The following is a 17,566-nucleotide window of genomic DNA, read 5'->3' as shown; positions in this document are numbered from 1 at the left end:
AGCACAAAGAACGGGTTCACAATCAGATTCTAAGCGTGGCCCGTGTGGCTGTGGCTGAGGGTGGTTTTGCAGCTGTGCAGATGTCCTCGGTTGCAGCTGCAGCGGGGTTGGCGACCGGCACGCTGTATCGTCACTTTCCATCAAAAGCTGAACTGTTGGCCGAAGTCTTTCGCCGTGTCACCAAGCGTGAAGTTCAGGTGATGACAGCAATTGCAGACACTGACGGGGCCGCCCCGTCGCGACTGGGGGATGCGGTGGAGGTCTTTGCCCGGCGTGCCCTGCAATCGCCGGTCCTGGCCTATGCCTTGATCTTTGAGCCGGTTGATACCTTAGTTGATGCCGAGCGCTTGGCCTTCCGTAGATCCTATGCGGTTGTTTTGGGGCGCATCATTGATGACGGCATCAAGAGCGGTGCCTTTCCGGCGCAAAACACGGCGGTTGTCGCCAATTGCATTGTCGGAGCCCTGGCCGAAGCCTTGATTGGGCCCTTGGCAGATAGAACCCTAACCACCCGCAGCGAGACAGAGGTCGAGATAGAGGCGATTGTGACATTTTGTCTGAACGCCGTTTCAGGACAGCAAAAAGGAACAGCGCGATGACCATTCGTAACCCACTGGCGGCATTACCAACGCATGAGGTTATCAATACACCGCCCCATATGGGGGATCAGGATCTATGGAGCTCGGATCTGCCCCTGCGCGAAGCGATCCAACGTGAAGGCGCCGATTGGGCGGCGCCAAAGCTGGCGGATTTTGGCAAAAAGGCGGGGCGCGCAGAGGTTCTGGAGCAGGCGGATCAGGCCAATCGCTATAGCCCGGAAGTGAAACCCTTTGACCGCTACGGTATGCGGGTCAATCAGGTCAGCTTTCACCCTGCCTATCATGCACTTCAGGAGTTGGCGGTCGCGAACGGGTTATCGAATTTTGCCTGGAACAACCCCAAAGCGGGCGGTCATGTGACCCACGCGGCCATGAACTATATGATGAACCAGATTGAGGGGGGCGTGCTGTGTCCTATCGCCATGACCTATGCCGCTATTCCAACCCTCAAAGCCAGCCCCGCGTTAGCCCAGGAATGGCTGCCAAAACTGCTCTCTACTGAATATGACAAACGGGACATTCCGCTGAGCGAAAAAAACGGCGCTCAGATGGGGATGTTTATGACCGAAAAACAAGGCGGTTCTGACGTGCGCGCCAATAGCACGCGTGCGGTGCGCGATGGAGAAGGCTATCGCCTGACAGGCCACAAGTTTTTCTGCTCGGCGCCGATGTCGGATGCCTTTTTGACCCTTGCCTATACCGATGAAGGGCTGTCTTGCTTCTTGATGCCGCGGTTTACTCCCGACGGGCAGCGCAATGGTTTGTTTCTGCAGCGGCTCAAGGATAAGCTGGGCAACAAGTCAAATGCCTCCAGCGAGATGGAGCTTAACCAGACCTGGGGCCTGCGGGTTGGAGCGGAAGGAAAGGGCGTCAAAACCATCATTGAAATGGTTCAAGGCACCCGGTTTTATTGTGCCTTTGGCTCTGCGGCCTTGATGCGGCAGGGGCTGGTCCAGGCGCTTCATCATACCTCTCATCGTTCCGCTTTTCAGAAACTGCTGATAGATCAGCCGCTGATGCAGAATGTTCTGGCGGATTTGGCTTTGGAGTCTGAGGCGGCTACGGCACTGAGCCTGCGCCTTGGTCGGGCCATCGATGAGGGCGAAGCCGGCGATAAGGATGCTGCGGCCTTAGCACGGATTGGCACGGCGATCGGCAAATACTGGATTTGTAAACGTGCGCCCAATCATACCTATGAGGCGATGGAGTGCCATGGCGGACCCGGATATGTCGAAGAAAGCATCATGCCACGCCTCTACCGCGAAGCGCCGGTGAACTCGATCTGGGAAGGGTCGGGCAATGTGATCTGTCTGGATGTGCTGCGGGCCCTGCAGCGTGATCCTGAGGCCGGCGCAGCCTTCTTGAGCGAAGTGGAAACGGCAAAAGGGGGCAATGCCCTGTTCGACAAATCCCTGGATGCCTTGAAACAGGCCCTTGCAGATCCAAGTGATTTTCAACTGCGGGCGCGCCGATTGACAGAACATATGGCGCTCATCTGGCAGGCCGCACTGTTGGTGCGGTTTGCTCCGGCCTGTGTCTCTGACGCATTTTGCGCCACGCGCCTGGGGGCTGCTTGGTCTGGCAGCTATGGAACCCTGCCCAATGGCGTTGACTGCCGGGCCATCATTCAACGGGCCAGAGGCGCCAGATGACGCCGTTACCGGGTAAAGGGTGCCCCCTCCCAGTTTCGGCAGCAATTGGTCGCCATTTCACCTCTGTTCTGGCTGTGTTACGCTCTACCGGGCGAGGATAGAACCGGGAGAGAACAGAGAGTGAGCGGCGTTTTGGAACGGTTCCGGTGGCTGGCGATTTTGTTAGCGGTTCTCTGGCTGATTGAGGTCGCAAACCTGATCACAGGCTATGCGCTGAGCGACGGACTGGGCCTGCGTCCCCGCTCCTTCAGTGGCTTATGGGGTATCCTCTTTATGCCTCTTTTGCACGGCTCTGTCAGTCACGCCGTGGCCAATACCGCTCCCCTGGTCGTACTTGGTGCGCTTTTGGCGGTCACAGCGCAGCAGCTGGTGTTTAAGGCCTCAATCGGAATCGTGGTACTTGGTGGGGTGGGGGTGTGGTTGTTTGGAGCAACGGCGATTCATGTCGGCGCCTCTGGGCTGATCTTTGGCTGGTTCGGTTTTCTGGTGACACGGGGGGTGATGGAACGACAGCCCGTGCCCCTTTTGGTGGCCATTGGCGTGGTTCTCTTTTATGGCACGATGATCTGGGGGGTGTTGCCCGGGCAGCCCGGTGTCAGTTGGGAAGCGCATTTCTTTGGCTGTGGGGCAGGCGTTTTTGTCGCCTATGCCCTCAGCAACAGATCCCAGATCTGAGCCTTATCTTTTTTGCGTCTTTTGATTGTGCTGAAGTTAGGCCGATTTTGGCCGTGGCCAAGGCATAGCCCCATGCGATCTTCTAGATAGATTCAATCCATTCGAACTGAGCACGGGTCACTCCAGGACGCGGCAATAGACTGGGCATGGGGCTATGCGTGAGCAGTTTTCAGTTCCACTATATAAAATTTGGCATAGTATTTGATCGTCGTTTCTTGGAAATCGAAGAGTTTTTAACGGGTGTGCAAGTGATGTTGGCCTAACCAATGGGTGGTATGATATTTAGTCAGTGACTTGGAGCAGGTTATGCGAGGTATTTTTGAGCGGCTGCGGGGAGTGTTCAGTATATCTGACGACAACCCCGACCTAGCCATTGCTCAAATCGACAGATTTTCACGGCAAATTCCCCTCATGTACACTATGGTGGTCGTGAATACCCTGGCGCTGGCCTATGACTTTATGGATCAGGCCCCGGCCTGGCTCAGCATTTATATTCCTGTTTTTCTTGTCTCCATTTCGGTGCTCAGAACGCTTTCGTATTGGCGGGCTGGAAAGCAGGAGATTTCTGGCGAAGTCGCCAGAAAAAAGCTTCGACAAACAATTGTTCTGGCGGGTGTTTTAGGATCAATCTTTGCACTGTGGGCCCTGGCCCTGTTTGGATATGGCGACGTCTATTCACAGGGGCATGTTGCATTTTTTTCGGGTGTGACAAGCCTGGGCATTATGGTGTGTTTGATGCACCTGCGGATTGCAGCAATTGTTCTTGGAGTGACGGTCATTGGGCCTACATCACTCTTTCTCATCTACGCCGGGAGCCAGGAATTCCTTTCTGTCGGACTGAACCTTGTGATCGTTACAGTGGCCATTCTCTATGTTCTGTCCAATCATTCAGAGAGTTTTGTGGATCTGATTTCCAATCAAATTGCCCTGAAGAAGGCCGCATTTGAGGCCAACGAGCTGGGCAAGGAGAACGAAAGGCTCGCAAACCTGGATAGTCTGACTGACCTGCCCAATCGGCGCCGGTTTCTGGCAGAGTTGGAGGAAAGGATTGTCGGTGCCGCTGAGGGTAATAGAAGTTTTGCGGTTGGCACCTTGGATCTGGATGGTTTTAAGCCGATCAATGACATTTACGGGCATGTTGCGGGTGACAATCTGTTGGTAAAGGTCGGCGAGCGCCTGTCTCAAATTAGCAGTGATCTCTTTGTGGCGCGACTGGGCGGCGATGAGTTTGGTATTATCTTTGAAGGGGAGCTATCTGACAGCGAGCTTCGGGCGCTGGGGAACAGAATCTGTGAGACGGTAGAAGAACCATTTGAATTTGAGAACTTCATAGCGAATGTCGGGGGCACCTGCGGTATCGCCAAATACCCAGAGGCAGGAACAACGGCGAAGCTTCTTTTTGAGCATTCAGACTATGTTCTTTATGTTGCCAAGGAACGCCAAAAAGGAAAGGCAGTTCTGTTTTCCGAGCAACATCAAGATGAGATAAACGAGACGACCGGTATTATGAGAGAGCTGCAAAAAGCAAACCTCGATGAGGAGTTTTTTGTCGCGTACCAGTTTGTTGTGGATAGCGATACAGGTCTCCCGGTGGGCGCCGAAGCGCTGGCACGCTGGGCCAGCCCCGTTCTTGGCAATGTCCCGCCTACGGATTTCATCAAGAACGCGGAGAAAACTGGCGTCGTCAGCAAGTTGACAGAAACGCTGCTCCGCAAAACCCTATCCGAAGTCTCCAAATGGCCAGGCAACCTGTTTGTCTCGTTCAATCTATCGGCGCATGATATTGGCTCGCCACAGAATATTCTCCGACTCTCTGAAATAGTGCGCAGGTCTGGTTTCCCGCCGGAGAGGTTGACGTTTGAGATTACCGAAACGGCCTTGTTGCGGGACCTCGGCAGAGCAAATGAAACCCTTAAACTTCTGAAAAGTCTGGGGTCCAAAGTGGCTCTTGATGATTTTGGAACCGGCTACTCCAGTTTGAGCTACGTTCAGAACCTGCCAATTGATAAGCTGAAGATCGACCGCAGTTTTCTTGTCGATATGGAAGAGTGTTCCACGTCACAGGCTGTGATCAAGACCATACTGGATCTTTGCGATAACTTGGATCTTGATTGCATTGTGGAAGGCGTTGAGCGCCAGGGGCAGTTGGAGCTACTTCGGGGCATCGGAAACATGAAGGTTCAAGGCTATTTGTTCAGTAAGCCCCTGATGAGTGGCGACGCGCTGACCTATCTACAATTGCTTCCAAGCGCAGAAGGGGAAGGCCCAAGGCGTTCCGCTATGCGCTCATAGGGAATCAGAAAGCTGGTTGCCGTGGCTGAGCGCAAGTCAACTAGGGCGGCATGGTGGGTCAATCCTAATGCGGCCCAAAATGCGGGATCACTGCCGCGCAATCCCTTGGGTTGTAATTTTTGGCTGATGAAAGCACCGAAAATGTAATCCAAGCGGCATCAAACTGAGAAATGTACTCTTGAAACCGACGCAGAGCACGCGCATATTTTCTGTGCTTGTGTTTCTCTATGTCGACCTGCTGTCTCCTATTAACGGCGTTCAGTCTTCGATCCAGACTCAACAACGCCGGGCTGCCGCAATCCTGCGGGCAGCATATCAAAGGGAGAATACGGAAATGGCTACTGGCACCGTAAAATGGTTCAACTCTACCAAAGGTTTTGGTTTTATCGCGCCCGATGGCGGCACCAAGGATGTGTTCGTGCACATTTCTGCAGTTGAGCGTTCTGGCCTGACCGGCCTGGCCGACAACCAGAAAGTGACCTTCGACATCGAGCCTGGCCGCGATGGTCGTGAGGCAGCTGTCAATCTGGCACTGGTCTAAACCAGGCAGATCCCTGCGGGATTGAAAAGAAATTGCGACGCGGCCCCTGTTATAGGAGCCGCGTTTTTCACTTTTAGCGCAGACTGTTGATGTTCTGAATCAGTGATTCACGTGCTCCGGAAATATGAAGCCGCGTCAGCTCAGCTGCCTGTTTAGCATTGCCGGCAACGCAGGCCTCCCAAATAGCGATATGTTCCTCATTGGCGCGTTCCATACCGTTCGACATCACCAATTGCGCCCGCAGATAACGATCAATCCGGTCCATAGCATTGTCGATGACATCCAGATGATACTGCAACCCGCTGGCCTGATAGAGGGTTGAGTGGAAATCCCGATTGAGATCGCCCCAGCTCATGGGGTCAGAAGAGGCCGAAAAAGCCGCCCAAGAGGTGCGGGCGCTGTCCAGCGTTTCAGCTGACATCAAAGGCACCGCGCGGCGGATCACTTCTGGTTCAATCAAAGCGCGAAAATCAAAGATTTCCTCAGCCTCGGTGGCCGAGAGACCAGAGACAACAGCCCCCTTGTAGCGTTGGGTTTTGACCAGCCCCTGTTCTTCCAGCCGCGAGATTGCTTCGCGCACCGGGATTCGGCTGGTGTTAAACATCCGAGCGATTTCGTCCTGGCGCAGAGGCTCCCCCTCTTTGACGTCGCCTTCGATGATGGCTTTGCGCAGGGCCTCAAAAACGATCGAGGATGCCGATGCGGTTTTCGAAATATCGACGGAATTCAACTTCATAGGGCACTCCTTCTACCTTGTTATTAGCCGGATTTGCTGCCTGGGGGAAGTTGAGAGAGAAAATATATTGTAAATTGGATCCAATATGAAATAGAAGGAGGCAATCGCCGTCGCCATTGCGCAGTTCTTTCCCTTTTTTCCGGATGGTCGGAGCAGGGGGGGCGCGTCGCTTTGGAGCCCGTCAACCGCCAGCCACCTGGGTTGGCTCTGCAAGGAAAAGACCATGAGCAATCCAATCTTCTCCGGGTGCATCCCGGCTTTGATGACCCCCTGCACCCCGGATCGCCGCCCTGATTTTGATGCGCTGGTCCGCAAGGGTCAGGAACTGATCGCCGCGGGCATGTCGGCGGTAGTTTATTGCGGATCCATGGGGGATTGGCCGCTGCTTACGGATGCAGAACGTATGCAGGGGGTTGCACGGCTCGTTCAGGCGGGGGTGCCGACAATTGTAGGCACGGGGGCCGTAAACAGCAAAATCGCCGCTGCGCATGCCGCGCATGCCTCCGAGGTCGGGGCCCAGGGGCTGATGGTGATCCCACGCGTTCTGTCCCGTGGCACGTCCAGCGCCGCACAAAAGGCCCATTTCAAGGCGGTTCTCTCTGCCGCCCCGGACCTGCCTGCGGTGATCTACAACAGCCCCTACTACGGCTTTGCCACCCGCGCTGATCTGTTCTTTGCCCTGCGCGCAGACCATCCCAACCTGGTGGGTTTTAAAGAATTCGGCGGCGCCGACGATCTGCGCTATGCAGCTGAAAATATCACTGGGCAGGATGATAGCGTCACCCTAATGATAGGTGTCGATACAACGGTTTTTCACGGCTTTGTGAACTGTGGCGCGGCGGGGGCCATCACCGGGATTGGCAATGCACTCCCCCGCGAAGTATTGCATCTGGTTGCCCTGTGTGAGCGCGCCGCCGCAGGCGATGTCGGCGCCCGCCGCCGGGCCAAGGAGCTGGAAGAGGCGCTGGCGGTATTGTCTTCCTTTGATGAGGGCGCGGACTTGGTGCTGTACTACAAGCATCTGATGGTCCTGAATGGGGATCGCGAATATGCCCTGCATTTCAATGAAAGCGATGTCCTCACGGCAAGTCAGCGCAACTATGTCGAGGCGCAATATACGCTGTTCAAGCGCTGGTATACCAGCTGGTCGGCACGCGCTGATATTGCGGCTTGATCATGCGCGTGATCGACAGCCACACAGGCGGAGAGCCAACGCGGGTAATCCTGAGCGGCGGTCCGGACCTTGGGGCCGGATCACTGGCGGATCGGGCTGCGCGACTGCAAGCCGAGCACCGAGACTTCTGCGCCTCCGTCCTGCTCGAACCTCGGGGGCATGATGCCATGGTGGGGGCGCTGTTGCTGCCTCCAGACGATCCAAACTGTGCCGCTTCAGTGATCTACTTTAATCGGGTGGGCAATCTGGGCATGTGTGGCCATGCCACCATCGGCACCTTGGTGTCACTGTGCCATCTTGGACGCCTCGTTCCGGGGCGCCACCGTATTGAAACTCCTGTTGGGAAGGTTGAAGCGGATTTGATCTCTACCAATCGGGTGGCGGTAGAAAACGTCGCCAGTTATCGTCACGCCAAGGCGATTTGCCTAGAGGTTCCGGGCCTGGGGCAGATTACCGGAGATGTGGCCTGGGGCGGCAATTGGTTCTTTCTTACCCGTGACTGCCCCATTGCTCTGGATCGCTCAAACATTGCGAAACTGAGCGATGCGGCCCTTGCTCTGCGCGATGCCCTATGGGCCCAAGGGGTCACAGGGGCCGAAGGCGCCAGGATAGACCATGTGGAATTCAACGGCGCCCCTCTTTCACCACAGGCGCAGGGACGTAATTTTGTGCTTTGTCCGGGCGGGGCCTATGACCGCTCCCCCTGCGGGACCGGCAGTTCTGCCAAGCTGGCCTGCCTGGCAGAAGACGGCCTGTTGGCGCCAGACACGGTCTATATTGAAGAAAGCATCATCGGCAGCACCTATGCCCTCAGCTATCAGCGCAGCGCGCAGGGGCAGGTAATTCCCCGGATAGAGGGCGAGGCCTATGTCACGGCTGACGCAACATTGATTTTTGCACAAAGCGACCCCTACCGCACCGGCATTCAGGCCTGAAAACAGGCTAAAACCCCAAAGGACAATTCAACATGGATTACAGAAACCTAATCTCGGGCAACTGGGAAGTCACCAGGGAGGGCCTTCCCAATGTGAACCCTTCGGATGTGAGTGATGTGATCGGCATGGCTGCAGTGAGCGAGACCGCCGATATGGATCGCGCCATTGCCAGCGCCCGCGCGGCTGCGCCAGACTGGGCGCGGGCGACGCCGCAGATGCGTTTTGATGTGTTGGATGCGATCGGTAGTGAGATCCTGTCCCGCACAGAGGAGCTGGGCCAGGTTTTGTCGCGCGAAGAAGGCAAGACACTGCCCGAAGGGATCGGTGAGGCTGCCCGCGCTGGCCAGATCTTCAAGTTCTTTGCCGGGGAATGCCTGCGCCAAACCGGCGATCATCTGGCCTCAACCCGTCCGGGCGTCGAGGTGGATGTGACCCGCGCGCCGGTTGGCGTGGTTGGCTTGATCACCCCGTGGAATTTCCCGATTGCCATCCCCGCCTGGAAGATCGCGCCGGCCCTTGCCTATGGCAATGCCGTGGTGCTGAAACCCGCAGAACTCACACCGGGGAGCGCCTGGGCCCTGGCGGAGATCATTTCGCGCGCTGAACTGCCGGAAGGCGTTTTCAATATCGTCTTTGGTAAAGGCTCCGTGGTTGGGCAGCATCTGGTGGATCACCCAGGGGTCGATGCGGTGTCTTTCACCGGATCAGTGCCAACTGGGCGCGGCATTGCGGTTTCCTGTGCCAAGACCATGAAGAAGGTGCAGCTGGAAATGGGCGGCAAGAATCCCATGGTGGTGTTGGATGATGCAGATCTTGGCCTCGCGGTAGAGGCCTGCCTGAACGGGGCCTTCTATTCCACCGGACAGCGCTGCACCGCGTCTTCCCGTTTGATCGTCACCGAAGGCATACACGATCGATTTGTTGCCGCTTTGACACAGGCGATGCAGGGGCTGAAAGTGGGTAATGCGCTGGAGCCCGGCATCCAGATGGGGCCAGTGGTGGATGCGCGCCAGTTGGCGCAGAACCTGTCCTATCTAAAGATCGCAGCAGAGGAAGGTGGCACTGTTATTGGCGGCGAGCGCCTTACCCTGGCGCAGGAGGGGTTCTATATGGCGCCTGCCTTGGTCACAGAGACCCAGAATGACATGCGGATCAACCGCGAAGAGGTCTTTGGCCCGGTTGCCTCGGTCCTGCGGGCGCGCGACTATGATGAGGCGCTCGCGCTAGCCAATGACAGCGCCTTTGGGCTCAGCGCCGGGATCTGCACCACCTCCTTGAAACATGCCAGCCATTTCAAAGCCAGTTCAGAGGCGGGGATGGTGATGGTGAACCTGCCCACGGCGGGAGTGGACTATCACGTGCCCTTTGGCGGCACCAAGGGATCAAGTTATGGCCCGCGCGAGCAGGGGCGCTATGCAGCTGAATTCTACACACGGGTAAAGACGGCCTATACACTGCCCTGACATCGCGAGATAACCACACCAGAGGCAGGGCGATTTGTCTCTGGTGTTTTTCCAAGAAATAAGAGGCTCCGATGGGCAAAGCGGCAGTGACAAATGCGTCTTCTCAGGCTGGCATGACAATTGCGGTGATTGGAGCGGGGATTGTCGGGGTAAGCTGTGCCCTGCGTCTGCAAAGCCTTGGCCATCAGGTGACGATCTATGACCGCAAGGGCCTGGCGGCGGAGGCTTCGGCGGGCAATGCCGGGGCCTTTGCCTTTAGCGAGATCCTTCCGCTGGCTGCGCCCGGCATGATGCGCAAGGCGCCAAAATGGCTGTTAGACCCCATGGGGCCTTTGTCGATCCTGCCACGCTACGCCCTGCAATTGACGCCTTGGTTACTGCGCTTTTGGCGCGCCAGCTGGCGGGATCGCTATGCGACTTCAATGACTGCCCAGGCGGCCCTGATGGGATTGGCGCGGGCGGCCCTGGAGCGGCAGATCCGCGACACAGACGGCGAAGCCTTGCTGCAACGTGACGGCCAGCTACAACTGTTTGAAAGCGAAAAAGAATACCAGGCCAGCCTGCCGGCCTGGGAGATGCGCGGCGCCAATGGGACGCGCTTTGATCTGCTACAAAGCCCGGACGAGATCGCGGAAATACAACCCGGCTTGAGCCGCCAATTCACCCATGCCGGCTTTACACCGGACTGGATCAACACCGTTGATCCAAAGGGCTGGTGTGAATATCTGGCTGGGCAATTTTTGGCCCGTGGCGGTCGTCTCGAGGTGCAGGAGGTCAGAGCGCTCAGCGCTGACCGGGTTTCGGTTGCGCTGGATCTGGACAGCCACAGAGTGACCCCAGACCGGGTGGTGCTGGCCGCCGGCGCCTGGTCGCATCTCCTGGCCCGTGGGCTGGGCGACACACTACCGCTGGAGACCGAGCGCGGCTATAACACCACCCTGCCCGCCGGGGCCTTTGATCTAAAGACCCATGTGACCTTTGGCAGCCATGGCTTTGTCGCCAGTCGTATCAATGGAGGGGTACGCATCGGTGGCGCAGTTGAATTGGGGGGGCTGAACCTGCCGCCCAATTTCAAACGCTCAGAGGTGCTGTTGAAAAAGGCAGGCCGCTTTATGCCGGGGCTGGACAGCTCTGGCGGCTCTCAGTGGATGGGGTTCCGGCCATCGATGCCCGACACACTGCCAGTGATCGGGGCGTCGTCCGCATCAGATGCAGTGATCTATGCCTTTGGTCATGGGCATCTAGGGCTCACCCAATCGGCAGCAACAGCGGAACTGGTGGCGGATTTGGTGATGTCCCGCCCGCCTGAAATTTCCCTTGATGCGGTGTCGCCCACGCGGTTTTAACTGCTCGGAAAAAGACCCGACGGGATTTGTCACGGTGTGGACTACCTGAGCAGGCGCGTTTAGCGCTCGGCAGGCATAAAGCTGCCCTGCAAGATATCACTGGCCGAGGCCGATGCGCTGTCTGGGCTGGCAGTGCGGCTGGCCATGCGTTCCAGATTGACAATTGTGGACAGCATCAATCTGTCGTGGCTCCAGTCTCCGGGGCGCTGCATTAGCATCGCGGTCGCCAGAACCGACGTGACCATGAGGCCGGACACCATGACCCAGCCCACCCCTGTTTGGCCAGGAGGGGTCTGTGCGGTTACAGCGATGATACGCTGTTGCAGGGTGGAATCTCTGCGGGTTTCGCGCCGGTCCACCAGGGCGACAGCCGGGCTGCGGCGGGTGAAGAAAACCCGCTCCTGTGCGGCCTGGGCACAGGAGCGGATCAGGCATTCGCAATAGGCACGCAGATCCAGGCCGGGGCGGGCCATTAAGGCCTGATCACAGGCAAATTCACGCAGATGGCGCACTTCCCGCCGCCAGACATAAAAGGCCGGGTTCCAGAACAGCAAGGGCCGCAACAATTCCAACAGGAATTCGCATTCGATATCGCGCTGACGGAAATGCTGCAGTTCATGCGCCAAGGTAAGCTTGAGATCGTCGGGCTGGGTCAGCAGGGCCGAGGGCAGCACCACATAGCGGCTGACAAGCCCACGGGTGGAATAGGCAACCGGAGTTTCGTCAGAGACCAGGACCTGGGTGCGGCCGATGCGTTTCCAGACATAGCTATGGCGCAGAGCACGGCGCAGGCGATAGACCGAGGAGCCCAATTGGGCGGCACAGATCAAGCCGCCGAGAACAAGCGCAGAAGTGAGCAGGCGCGTCCAGAGCAACTGCTGCGTGGACAACACACGCACAGTGTCTTCGCGCAGTCCCAACAGGGTCTCGAAACTGGTTGCGCTCATGCTGACATTGCCTTGCAGAAACTGCGAGACCAGCAGGTCAGAAATATTGGGCGGATGGGCCATCACCAAACGGGTAAAGGCAAACATCATGATCGGAGAGAGCGCAAGCAGCAGAGTGAGGGCATTCATCAGGCGCAGCTGGGCCCCATAGGCATGGGCGAGCTTGGTCTGAGACAGGAGTTTTCGCGCAGAAAGCCAAAGCAAAGTGCCCGAAAGCACCAGGAGATTGAGATCCAAATAGCTATTGATCAGCGCGTCAGTTTCCATTGTCCCCCAACCTTTCGTTCAGCAGCGCCCGCATTTCAACGAGCATGTCGTCGGTAACTTCTTCATCGTCCACGAGGCGGGCGACCAGAGCGGCAGGCGCCCCGTTGAACAGCTTGCTCGAAAGGTTTTTCAGAGAGGTTTTTTGATACTCTGTTTTGGGAATGGCGGGGCGGTAGATCAGCGAGCGGTCTGCCCTCTCGCTGGTAAGAAAGCCCTTTTGTTCCATGATTTTAAGCACCGTGGCCACAGAGGTGTAAGCGCGTTCCTGTGCCTGATTCAGCACCGCAAGGATATCCCTGACGGTTCCGCCCCCAGTAGCCCAAACGACGGTCATGAATTCAAGCTCAACCTCGGTCAGCAGTGAATTGTCCTGTTTCTTACGCATGTCGTCTGATGTCCGGTCCATTTTGGTCTTTCAGCGATGCTAGTGCAACGAAGGGGGTTTGAAAACTATTTCTTTAGCAGAAGCCGCAGCTCAAGGGGGGAGCCTGGGCAGGATGGGCGCTTCCGCGCGCCGATTTCAGCCTGCCGCAAGGTGATAGACCATCCCGGGCCTGGGAGATCAGGCGAAGGCTGGTGAAATCTGCTGAGAGGGCCTGAAGGGGCAGGTGTGCCCTTCAGGCCCAAGGCAATTTTGTTAAGTTTGGCGCGTCAAGGGCAAGCCGCTTGCGCGGGGCCCTTGGCCCCCTTGACCCGCCGGAACTGCTCAGACCTTCCAGAAGGTGAAACAGCCCCAGACGAGGGAGAGCCCCAGGGGCCACCAGAGTGGCATTCCCACCAGTCCCAGCCAGGCCAGGAAGATATAGCTGGTGCCCAGAAGGGTGATGAACAAACGGTCGCCGCGGGTGGTGGTCAGCCCCAGAACGCCTTTGCGCGCGTCGCCGCCCGGAGTGCGAATTTCCAGCAGGACCAGCACGCCAATGGCAGAGAAGATCCCGATGAAGACCAAAGCTGTGGGCCAGGTCCAGGCCATCCAAGAAAGCATTATACCCTCCCCATCGCAAAACCTTTTGCGATATAGTTGCGGACGAACCAGATCACGATGGCCCCCGGAATGATTGTCAAGGTACCCGCAGCCGCCAGCAGGCCCAGCTCATAGCCCGCGCTGGAGGCGGTTTTTGTCATGGTGGCGGCGATGGGCTTTGCCGCCACGGCTGTCAGGGTTTTCGCCAGCAATAACTCCACCCAGGAGAACATGAAACAGAAGAAGGCAGCGACGCCGACCCCTGCTTTGATCGAGGGGATGAAGATCGTGCCAAAGAAACGCGGGAAGGAATACCCGTCCACATAAGCGGTCTCATCCAGCTCTTTGGGAATGCCGCCCATGAAACCCTCGAGGATCCAAACTGCAAGGGGGATGTTAAACAGGCAATGGGCCAGGGCCACCGCCAGATGGGTGTCAAAGATCCCCACCGCTGAATAGAGCTGGAAGAAGGGCAGGGCAAAGACAGCAGCGGGTGCCATGCGGTTGGTCAAAAGCCAAAAGAACAGCTGCTTGTCGCCCAGAAAGCGGTAGCGCGAGAAGGCATAGGCCGCAGGCAGGGCAACGGCGACCGAGATCACCGTGTTGATGCTCACGTAGATGATCGAATTGATATAGCCCCAATACCACGAGGGATCGGTGAAGATGGTGACGTAGTTCTCCAGTGTGAAGGTCTGCGGGAACAGCGAGAAGCCGGAAAGGATCTCGTTTGTGGTCTTAAAGCTCATCGCCACCAGCCAGTAGATCGGCAGCATCAGGAAGAGAATATAGACAATGGGGATGATAGATCGTTTTTGCATCTGTCAAACCCTCCTTAGTTCAGGTCGTCTTTGGTCATCAGCGTGTAGAACAGCCAAGAGACCAGAAGCGTGATTGCAAAGTAGATGAGCGACATGGCAGCAGCCGGGCCGAGGTCGAACTGACCCAGGGCGATCTTGACCAGGTCGATCGACAACAGGGTTGTGGAGTTACCGGGGCCTCCACCGGTGAGCACGAAAGGCTCGGTGTAGATGTTGAAACTGTCCATGAAGCGCAACAATATGGCGATGGTCAGAACCGTTTTCATCTTGGGCAACTGGATGAAGCGGAACACTGCCCAATTGGAGGCGCCATCGATTTTGGCTGCCTGATAATAGGCGTCTGGGATCGACACCAGGCCAGCGTAGGAGAGCAGTACCACCAGCGAGGTCCAGTGCCAGACATCCATGGTGACGATGGTGACCCAGGCCGCCAGCGGGTTTTGGGTCATGTCATAGGTAATGCCCAGAACATGGTTGAGGAAATAGCCCAAGAGGCCGATATCGGGCAGGGTGAAGATGTTCCACATTGCGCCTACCACGTTCCAGGGGATCAACATGGGCAGGGCCATAGTCACCAGACAGACAGGCACCCAGAACCCCTTACGTGGCATCGACAGGGCGATGATAATACCCAGCGGAACCTCGATGATCAGGATCAGGAAGGTAAAGAGAAACTGGCGACCAAGGGCGGCGTGAAACCGGTCTGAGCGCAGGATTTGTTCAAACCAATCAAGTCCTTGCCAAAAGAACACGTTGTCCCCAAAGGTTTCCTGCACCGAATAGTTCACCACCGTCATCATTGGGATGAGCGCGTTAAAAGCGACCAGCACCAGGACGGGCAGCACAAAGAACCACGCTTTTTGATTTTCAGTTTTCATCGCGCGGCCTCCGTTGAGGTTTGGGGATCGGTGGCCAGCCAGCCGTCCACATAAAGCCGGGTTTGGTCCCGGCGGAAATCAAGATGTACATCAGCGCCTTTTTCAGGTGTGTTGTGTTGGGCGGCGCCCTCAAGGACGGCGTTGATGCGGGTGCCATTGGCGTTGCATTCCACCACCGTGTGGCGTCCGACATCAGAAACCTTGGTGACGGTTGCGGGCAGGCCACTATCGGACAGTGAGACAAATTCCGGGCGGATGCCGATCTGGGTTTCACCAGTGGCTTCGCCACGGATCGGTCCCTCTAGGGCAATGGTGTGATCGCCAAAACGGGCGGTACCAGCCTGCAACTGGCAGGGCAGGATGTTCATACCTGGAGAGCCAATGAAATGGCCGACAAAGGTATGCGCGGGGCGTTCGAACAGCTCAACCGGGGTTCCAATCTGAACCACTTCGCCTTGCTGCATCACCACCACCTGGTCGGCAAAGGTGAGGGCTTCGGTCTGGTCATGAGTCACGTAGATCATCGTGGCTTTGACACGCTGGTGCAGCTCTTTCAGTTTCGAGCGCAGCTTCCATTTCAGATGCGGGTCAATCACCGTGAGCGGTTCGTCAAACATCACCACATTGACATCTTCGCGCACCAGACCGCGGCCCATCGAAATCTTTTGCTTGTTGTCTGGCGACAGGCCTGCAGCCTTTTGATCCAGCATTTCGGTGACTTCGAGCATCTCGGCGATGTCCATGACCCGGCGACGGACCGTGTCTTCATCACGGCCGCGGTTGCGCAGTGGAAAGGCGAGATTGTCGTAGACCGTCATCGTGTCGTAGATCACTGGGAACTGAAACACCTGCGCGATGTTGCGCTGATCGGGGGGGAGGGCGGTGACATCCTGACCATCAAATAGGATTTGACCCTCGGAGGGGACCAGCAGGCCAGAGATGATGTTGAGCAAGGTGGATTTGCCGCAGCCCGAGGGGCCGAGCAACGCATAGGCCCCGCCATCGCTCCAATCGAGATCCACTTCCTTCAGCGCATAGTCCGAAGGAGACTTGGGGTTGGGGTAGTAGCTGTGACGCAGCTTTGAGAGTGTAATTTTAGCCATATTAACCTCAGGCCACGCGGGATCCGTCGGGTGCAAAGAAGTAGCACGCCGAGGGGTCCATATAGAATTCATGCATTTCACCGACCTCGTAGGGGTGGACACCTGCCGAGAGCGAAACCCAATTGGCATGGGTAAGGCCCAGGCCCAGATCAAAATGCGCGGAGCTTTCAGAGCCGGAGAGCTCTGTCACCTGTACTTCGCCCGACAAGCGCACAGTGGCCTTGTCTCCCGCGACCGGCAATACGTGGTAGGGACGCACTGCCACGGTATAGGGCCCATCGACGAGATTGGCGGCATCGCCGCTGAGCTGCCAAGTAACATTGGGGCCCATGCGTATCTCGCTGCCCTGTTTGACCACTTCTGCAGTATTGATGGGAGGGTCGGAAAAGACCCGCGCAGCATCCAGGTTTTCCGGGTTGCGGTAGATATCAGCAGTGGGGCCAAACTGAGTGACGCGACCATCGCGCATCAAGGCTGTTTTGCCGCCCAGGAGCAGCGCTTCTTCGGGTTCCGAGGTGGCATAGATCACCACCGCGCCGCGACCGGCAAAGAGCTCTGGCAGCTGATCGCGCAGCTCTTCACGCAGTTTGTAGTCCAGGTTGGCCAGGGGCTCATCCAGGAAAACCGCACGGCTTTCCTTGGCGATGGCACGGGCCAGCGCACAGCGTTGCTGCTGGCCGCCAGACAATTCATGGGGGCGGCGATGCAGCATCGGTTCTAACTGAAGGATCTTCGCGGCCTCTGCCACGCGGTCTTCGATCTCGGATTTCGCCATCCCAGCCACTTTCAGCGGCGAGGCGATATTCTCATAGACCGTCATGTGCGGGTAGTTGATGAAAAACTGGTGCACCAGACTGATATTGCGTTTCTGAGTGCTGAGCCGCGAGACATCCTCGCCCTCCATAAACACTTGACCGCTGGCCATGGGATCCAGACCTGCCATCAGCTTGATAAGGGAGGTCTTGCCCGACCCGGTGGCGCCCAGCAGGACGTTAAAGTGACCGGGTTCAAGCAGCAGGGAAGTGTCCTTGATATGCTCAATCGCGCCGACGCGTTTGGTCACGTTTTTTAGTTCTAGTGCCATCGTTATTTAACTTTCCGGCAACCGGCCATGCAGCCAAGGCTGACTGGGGCCGTGTCTGTATTTCGCGGGGGGAGAAAGAGCCCCGAAGCATT

The 17,566-nt window shown here is 57.1% G+C and carries 17 protein-coding genes; 9 read left to right on the top strand and 8 right to left on the bottom strand.

Annotation, left to right across the window (positions count from 1 at the left end):
* The first annotated feature begins 35 nt into the window (after positions 1–35).
* The 5 genes from MED193_RS09290 (at position 36) to MED193_RS09270 (ending at position 5,759) form a co-directional block, all read left to right on the top strand.
* Positions 36–599 (top strand): TetR/AcrR family transcriptional regulator, encoded by a 564-nt coding sequence (locus MED193_RS09290; RefSeq protein ID WP_009809448.1) that lies wholly within the window; start codon positions 36–38, stop codon positions 597–599.
* Positions 596–2,251 (top strand): acyl-CoA dehydrogenase family protein, encoded by a 1,656-nt coding sequence (locus MED193_RS09285; protein WP_009809447.1) that lies wholly within the window; start codon positions 596–598, stop codon positions 2,249–2,251. The genes MED193_RS09290 and MED193_RS09285 overlap by 4 nt, the downstream gene beginning before the upstream one ends.
* 120 nt (positions 2,252–2,371) lie before the next feature.
* Positions 2,372–2,926, top strand: a complete 555-nt coding sequence (locus tag MED193_RS09280) for a rhomboid family intramembrane serine protease (RefSeq protein WP_009809446.1) — start codon at positions 2,372–2,374, stop codon at positions 2,924–2,926.
* Between the two features lie 306 nt (positions 2,927–3,232).
* Positions 3,233–5,218: a bifunctional diguanylate cyclase/phosphodiesterase gene (locus MED193_RS09275; protein WP_050757583.1), complete on the top strand. Its 1,986-nt coding sequence runs from the start codon at positions 3,233–3,235 to the stop codon at positions 5,216–5,218.
* A gap of 334 nt (positions 5,219–5,552) precedes the next feature.
* Entirely contained in the window at positions 5,553–5,759 is a 207-nt protein-coding gene (locus tag MED193_RS09270; RefSeq protein WP_039966795.1) for a cold-shock protein, read from the top strand.
* A 73-nt stretch (positions 5,760–5,832) separates the two neighbouring features.
* Here MED193_RS09270 and MED193_RS09265 read toward each other — a convergent pair whose 3' ends face one another.
* Positions 5,833–6,495 carry a GntR family transcriptional regulator gene (locus MED193_RS09265; protein ID WP_009809443.1) on the bottom strand — a complete coding sequence of 221 codons (663 nt, stop codon included), beginning with the start codon at positions 6,493–6,495 and terminating at the stop codon, positions 5,833–5,835.
* A 223-nt stretch (positions 6,496–6,718) separates the two neighbouring features.
* Here MED193_RS09265 and MED193_RS09255 point away from each other — a divergent pair, with 223 nt between their 5' ends.
* The 4 genes from MED193_RS09255 to MED193_RS09240 all read left to right on the top strand — a co-directional run bounded on the left by MED193_RS09255 (position 6,719) and on the right by MED193_RS09240 (position 11,413).
* On the top strand, positions 6,719–7,669 hold the full coding sequence (locus tag MED193_RS09255) for a dihydrodipicolinate synthase family protein (RefSeq protein WP_009809441.1): 951 nt from the start codon (positions 6,719–6,721) through the stop codon (positions 7,667–7,669).
* 2 nt (positions 7,670–7,671) lie between these two features.
* A complete protein-coding gene (locus MED193_RS09250) occupies positions 7,672–8,604 on the top strand; it encodes a proline racemase family protein (RefSeq protein WP_009809440.1) in 933 nt (310 codons plus the stop codon).
* A gap of 32 nt (positions 8,605–8,636) precedes the next feature.
* Entirely contained in the window at positions 8,637–10,067 is a 1,431-nt protein-coding gene (locus MED193_RS09245; protein ID WP_009809439.1) for an aldehyde dehydrogenase family protein, read from the top strand.
* 71 nt (positions 10,068–10,138) lie between these two features.
* Positions 10,139–11,413 (top strand): FAD-binding oxidoreductase, encoded by a 1,275-nt coding sequence (locus MED193_RS09240; RefSeq protein ID WP_009809438.1) that lies wholly within the window; start codon positions 10,139–10,141, stop codon positions 11,411–11,413.
* A gap of 59 nt (positions 11,414–11,472) precedes the next feature.
* On the opposite strand, the gene MED193_RS09235 is transcribed toward MED193_RS09240, so the two are convergent.
* The 7 genes from MED193_RS09235 to MED193_RS09205 all read right to left on the bottom strand — a co-directional run bounded on the left by MED193_RS09235 (position 11,473) and on the right by MED193_RS09205 (position 17,474).
* Entirely contained in the window at positions 11,473–12,627 is a 1,155-nt protein-coding gene (locus MED193_RS09235; RefSeq protein ID WP_009809437.1) for a M56 family metallopeptidase, read from the bottom strand.
* Positions 12,617–13,012 carry a BlaI/MecI/CopY family transcriptional regulator gene (locus MED193_RS09230; RefSeq protein ID WP_039966793.1) on the bottom strand — a complete coding sequence of 132 codons (396 nt, stop codon included), beginning with the start codon at positions 13,010–13,012 and terminating at the stop codon, positions 12,617–12,619. The genes MED193_RS09235 and MED193_RS09230 overlap by 11 nt, the downstream gene beginning before the upstream one ends.
* Positions 13,013–13,333: 321 nt before the next feature.
* Positions 13,334–13,612 (bottom strand): DUF2160 domain-containing protein, encoded by a 279-nt coding sequence (locus MED193_RS09225; protein WP_009809435.1) that lies wholly within the window; start codon positions 13,610–13,612, stop codon positions 13,334–13,336.
* Positions 13,612–14,409, bottom strand: a complete 798-nt coding sequence (locus MED193_RS09220) for a carbohydrate ABC transporter permease (protein WP_009809434.1) — start codon at positions 14,407–14,409, stop codon at positions 13,612–13,614. The genes MED193_RS09225 and MED193_RS09220 overlap by 1 nt, the downstream gene beginning before the upstream one ends.
* A 14-nt stretch (positions 14,410–14,423) precedes the next feature.
* Positions 14,424–15,287 (bottom strand): carbohydrate ABC transporter permease, encoded by an 864-nt coding sequence (locus MED193_RS09215; protein WP_009809433.1) that lies wholly within the window; start codon positions 15,285–15,287, stop codon positions 14,424–14,426.
* Positions 15,284–16,390, bottom strand: a complete 1,107-nt coding sequence (locus MED193_RS09210) for an ABC transporter ATP-binding protein (RefSeq protein WP_009809432.1) — start codon at positions 16,388–16,390, stop codon at positions 15,284–15,286. Before MED193_RS09210 ends, MED193_RS09215 begins: the two co-directional genes overlap by 4 nt.
* 7 nt (positions 16,391–16,397) lie before the next feature.
* Entirely contained in the window at positions 16,398–17,474 is a 1,077-nt protein-coding gene (locus MED193_RS09205) for an ABC transporter ATP-binding protein (RefSeq protein ID WP_009809431.1), read from the bottom strand.
* Between the last annotated feature and the right edge of the window lie 92 nt (positions 17,475–17,566).

Origin of the sequence: Roseobacter sp. MED193, assembly GCF_000152965.1 — a bacterium.
Classification (GTDB): Bacteria; Pseudomonadota; Alphaproteobacteria; order Rhodobacterales; family Rhodobacteraceae; genus Pseudophaeobacter.
The sequence above is the reverse complement of the archived record's forward strand: the minus strand, read 5'-3'. Positions and strand labels throughout refer to the sequence as shown.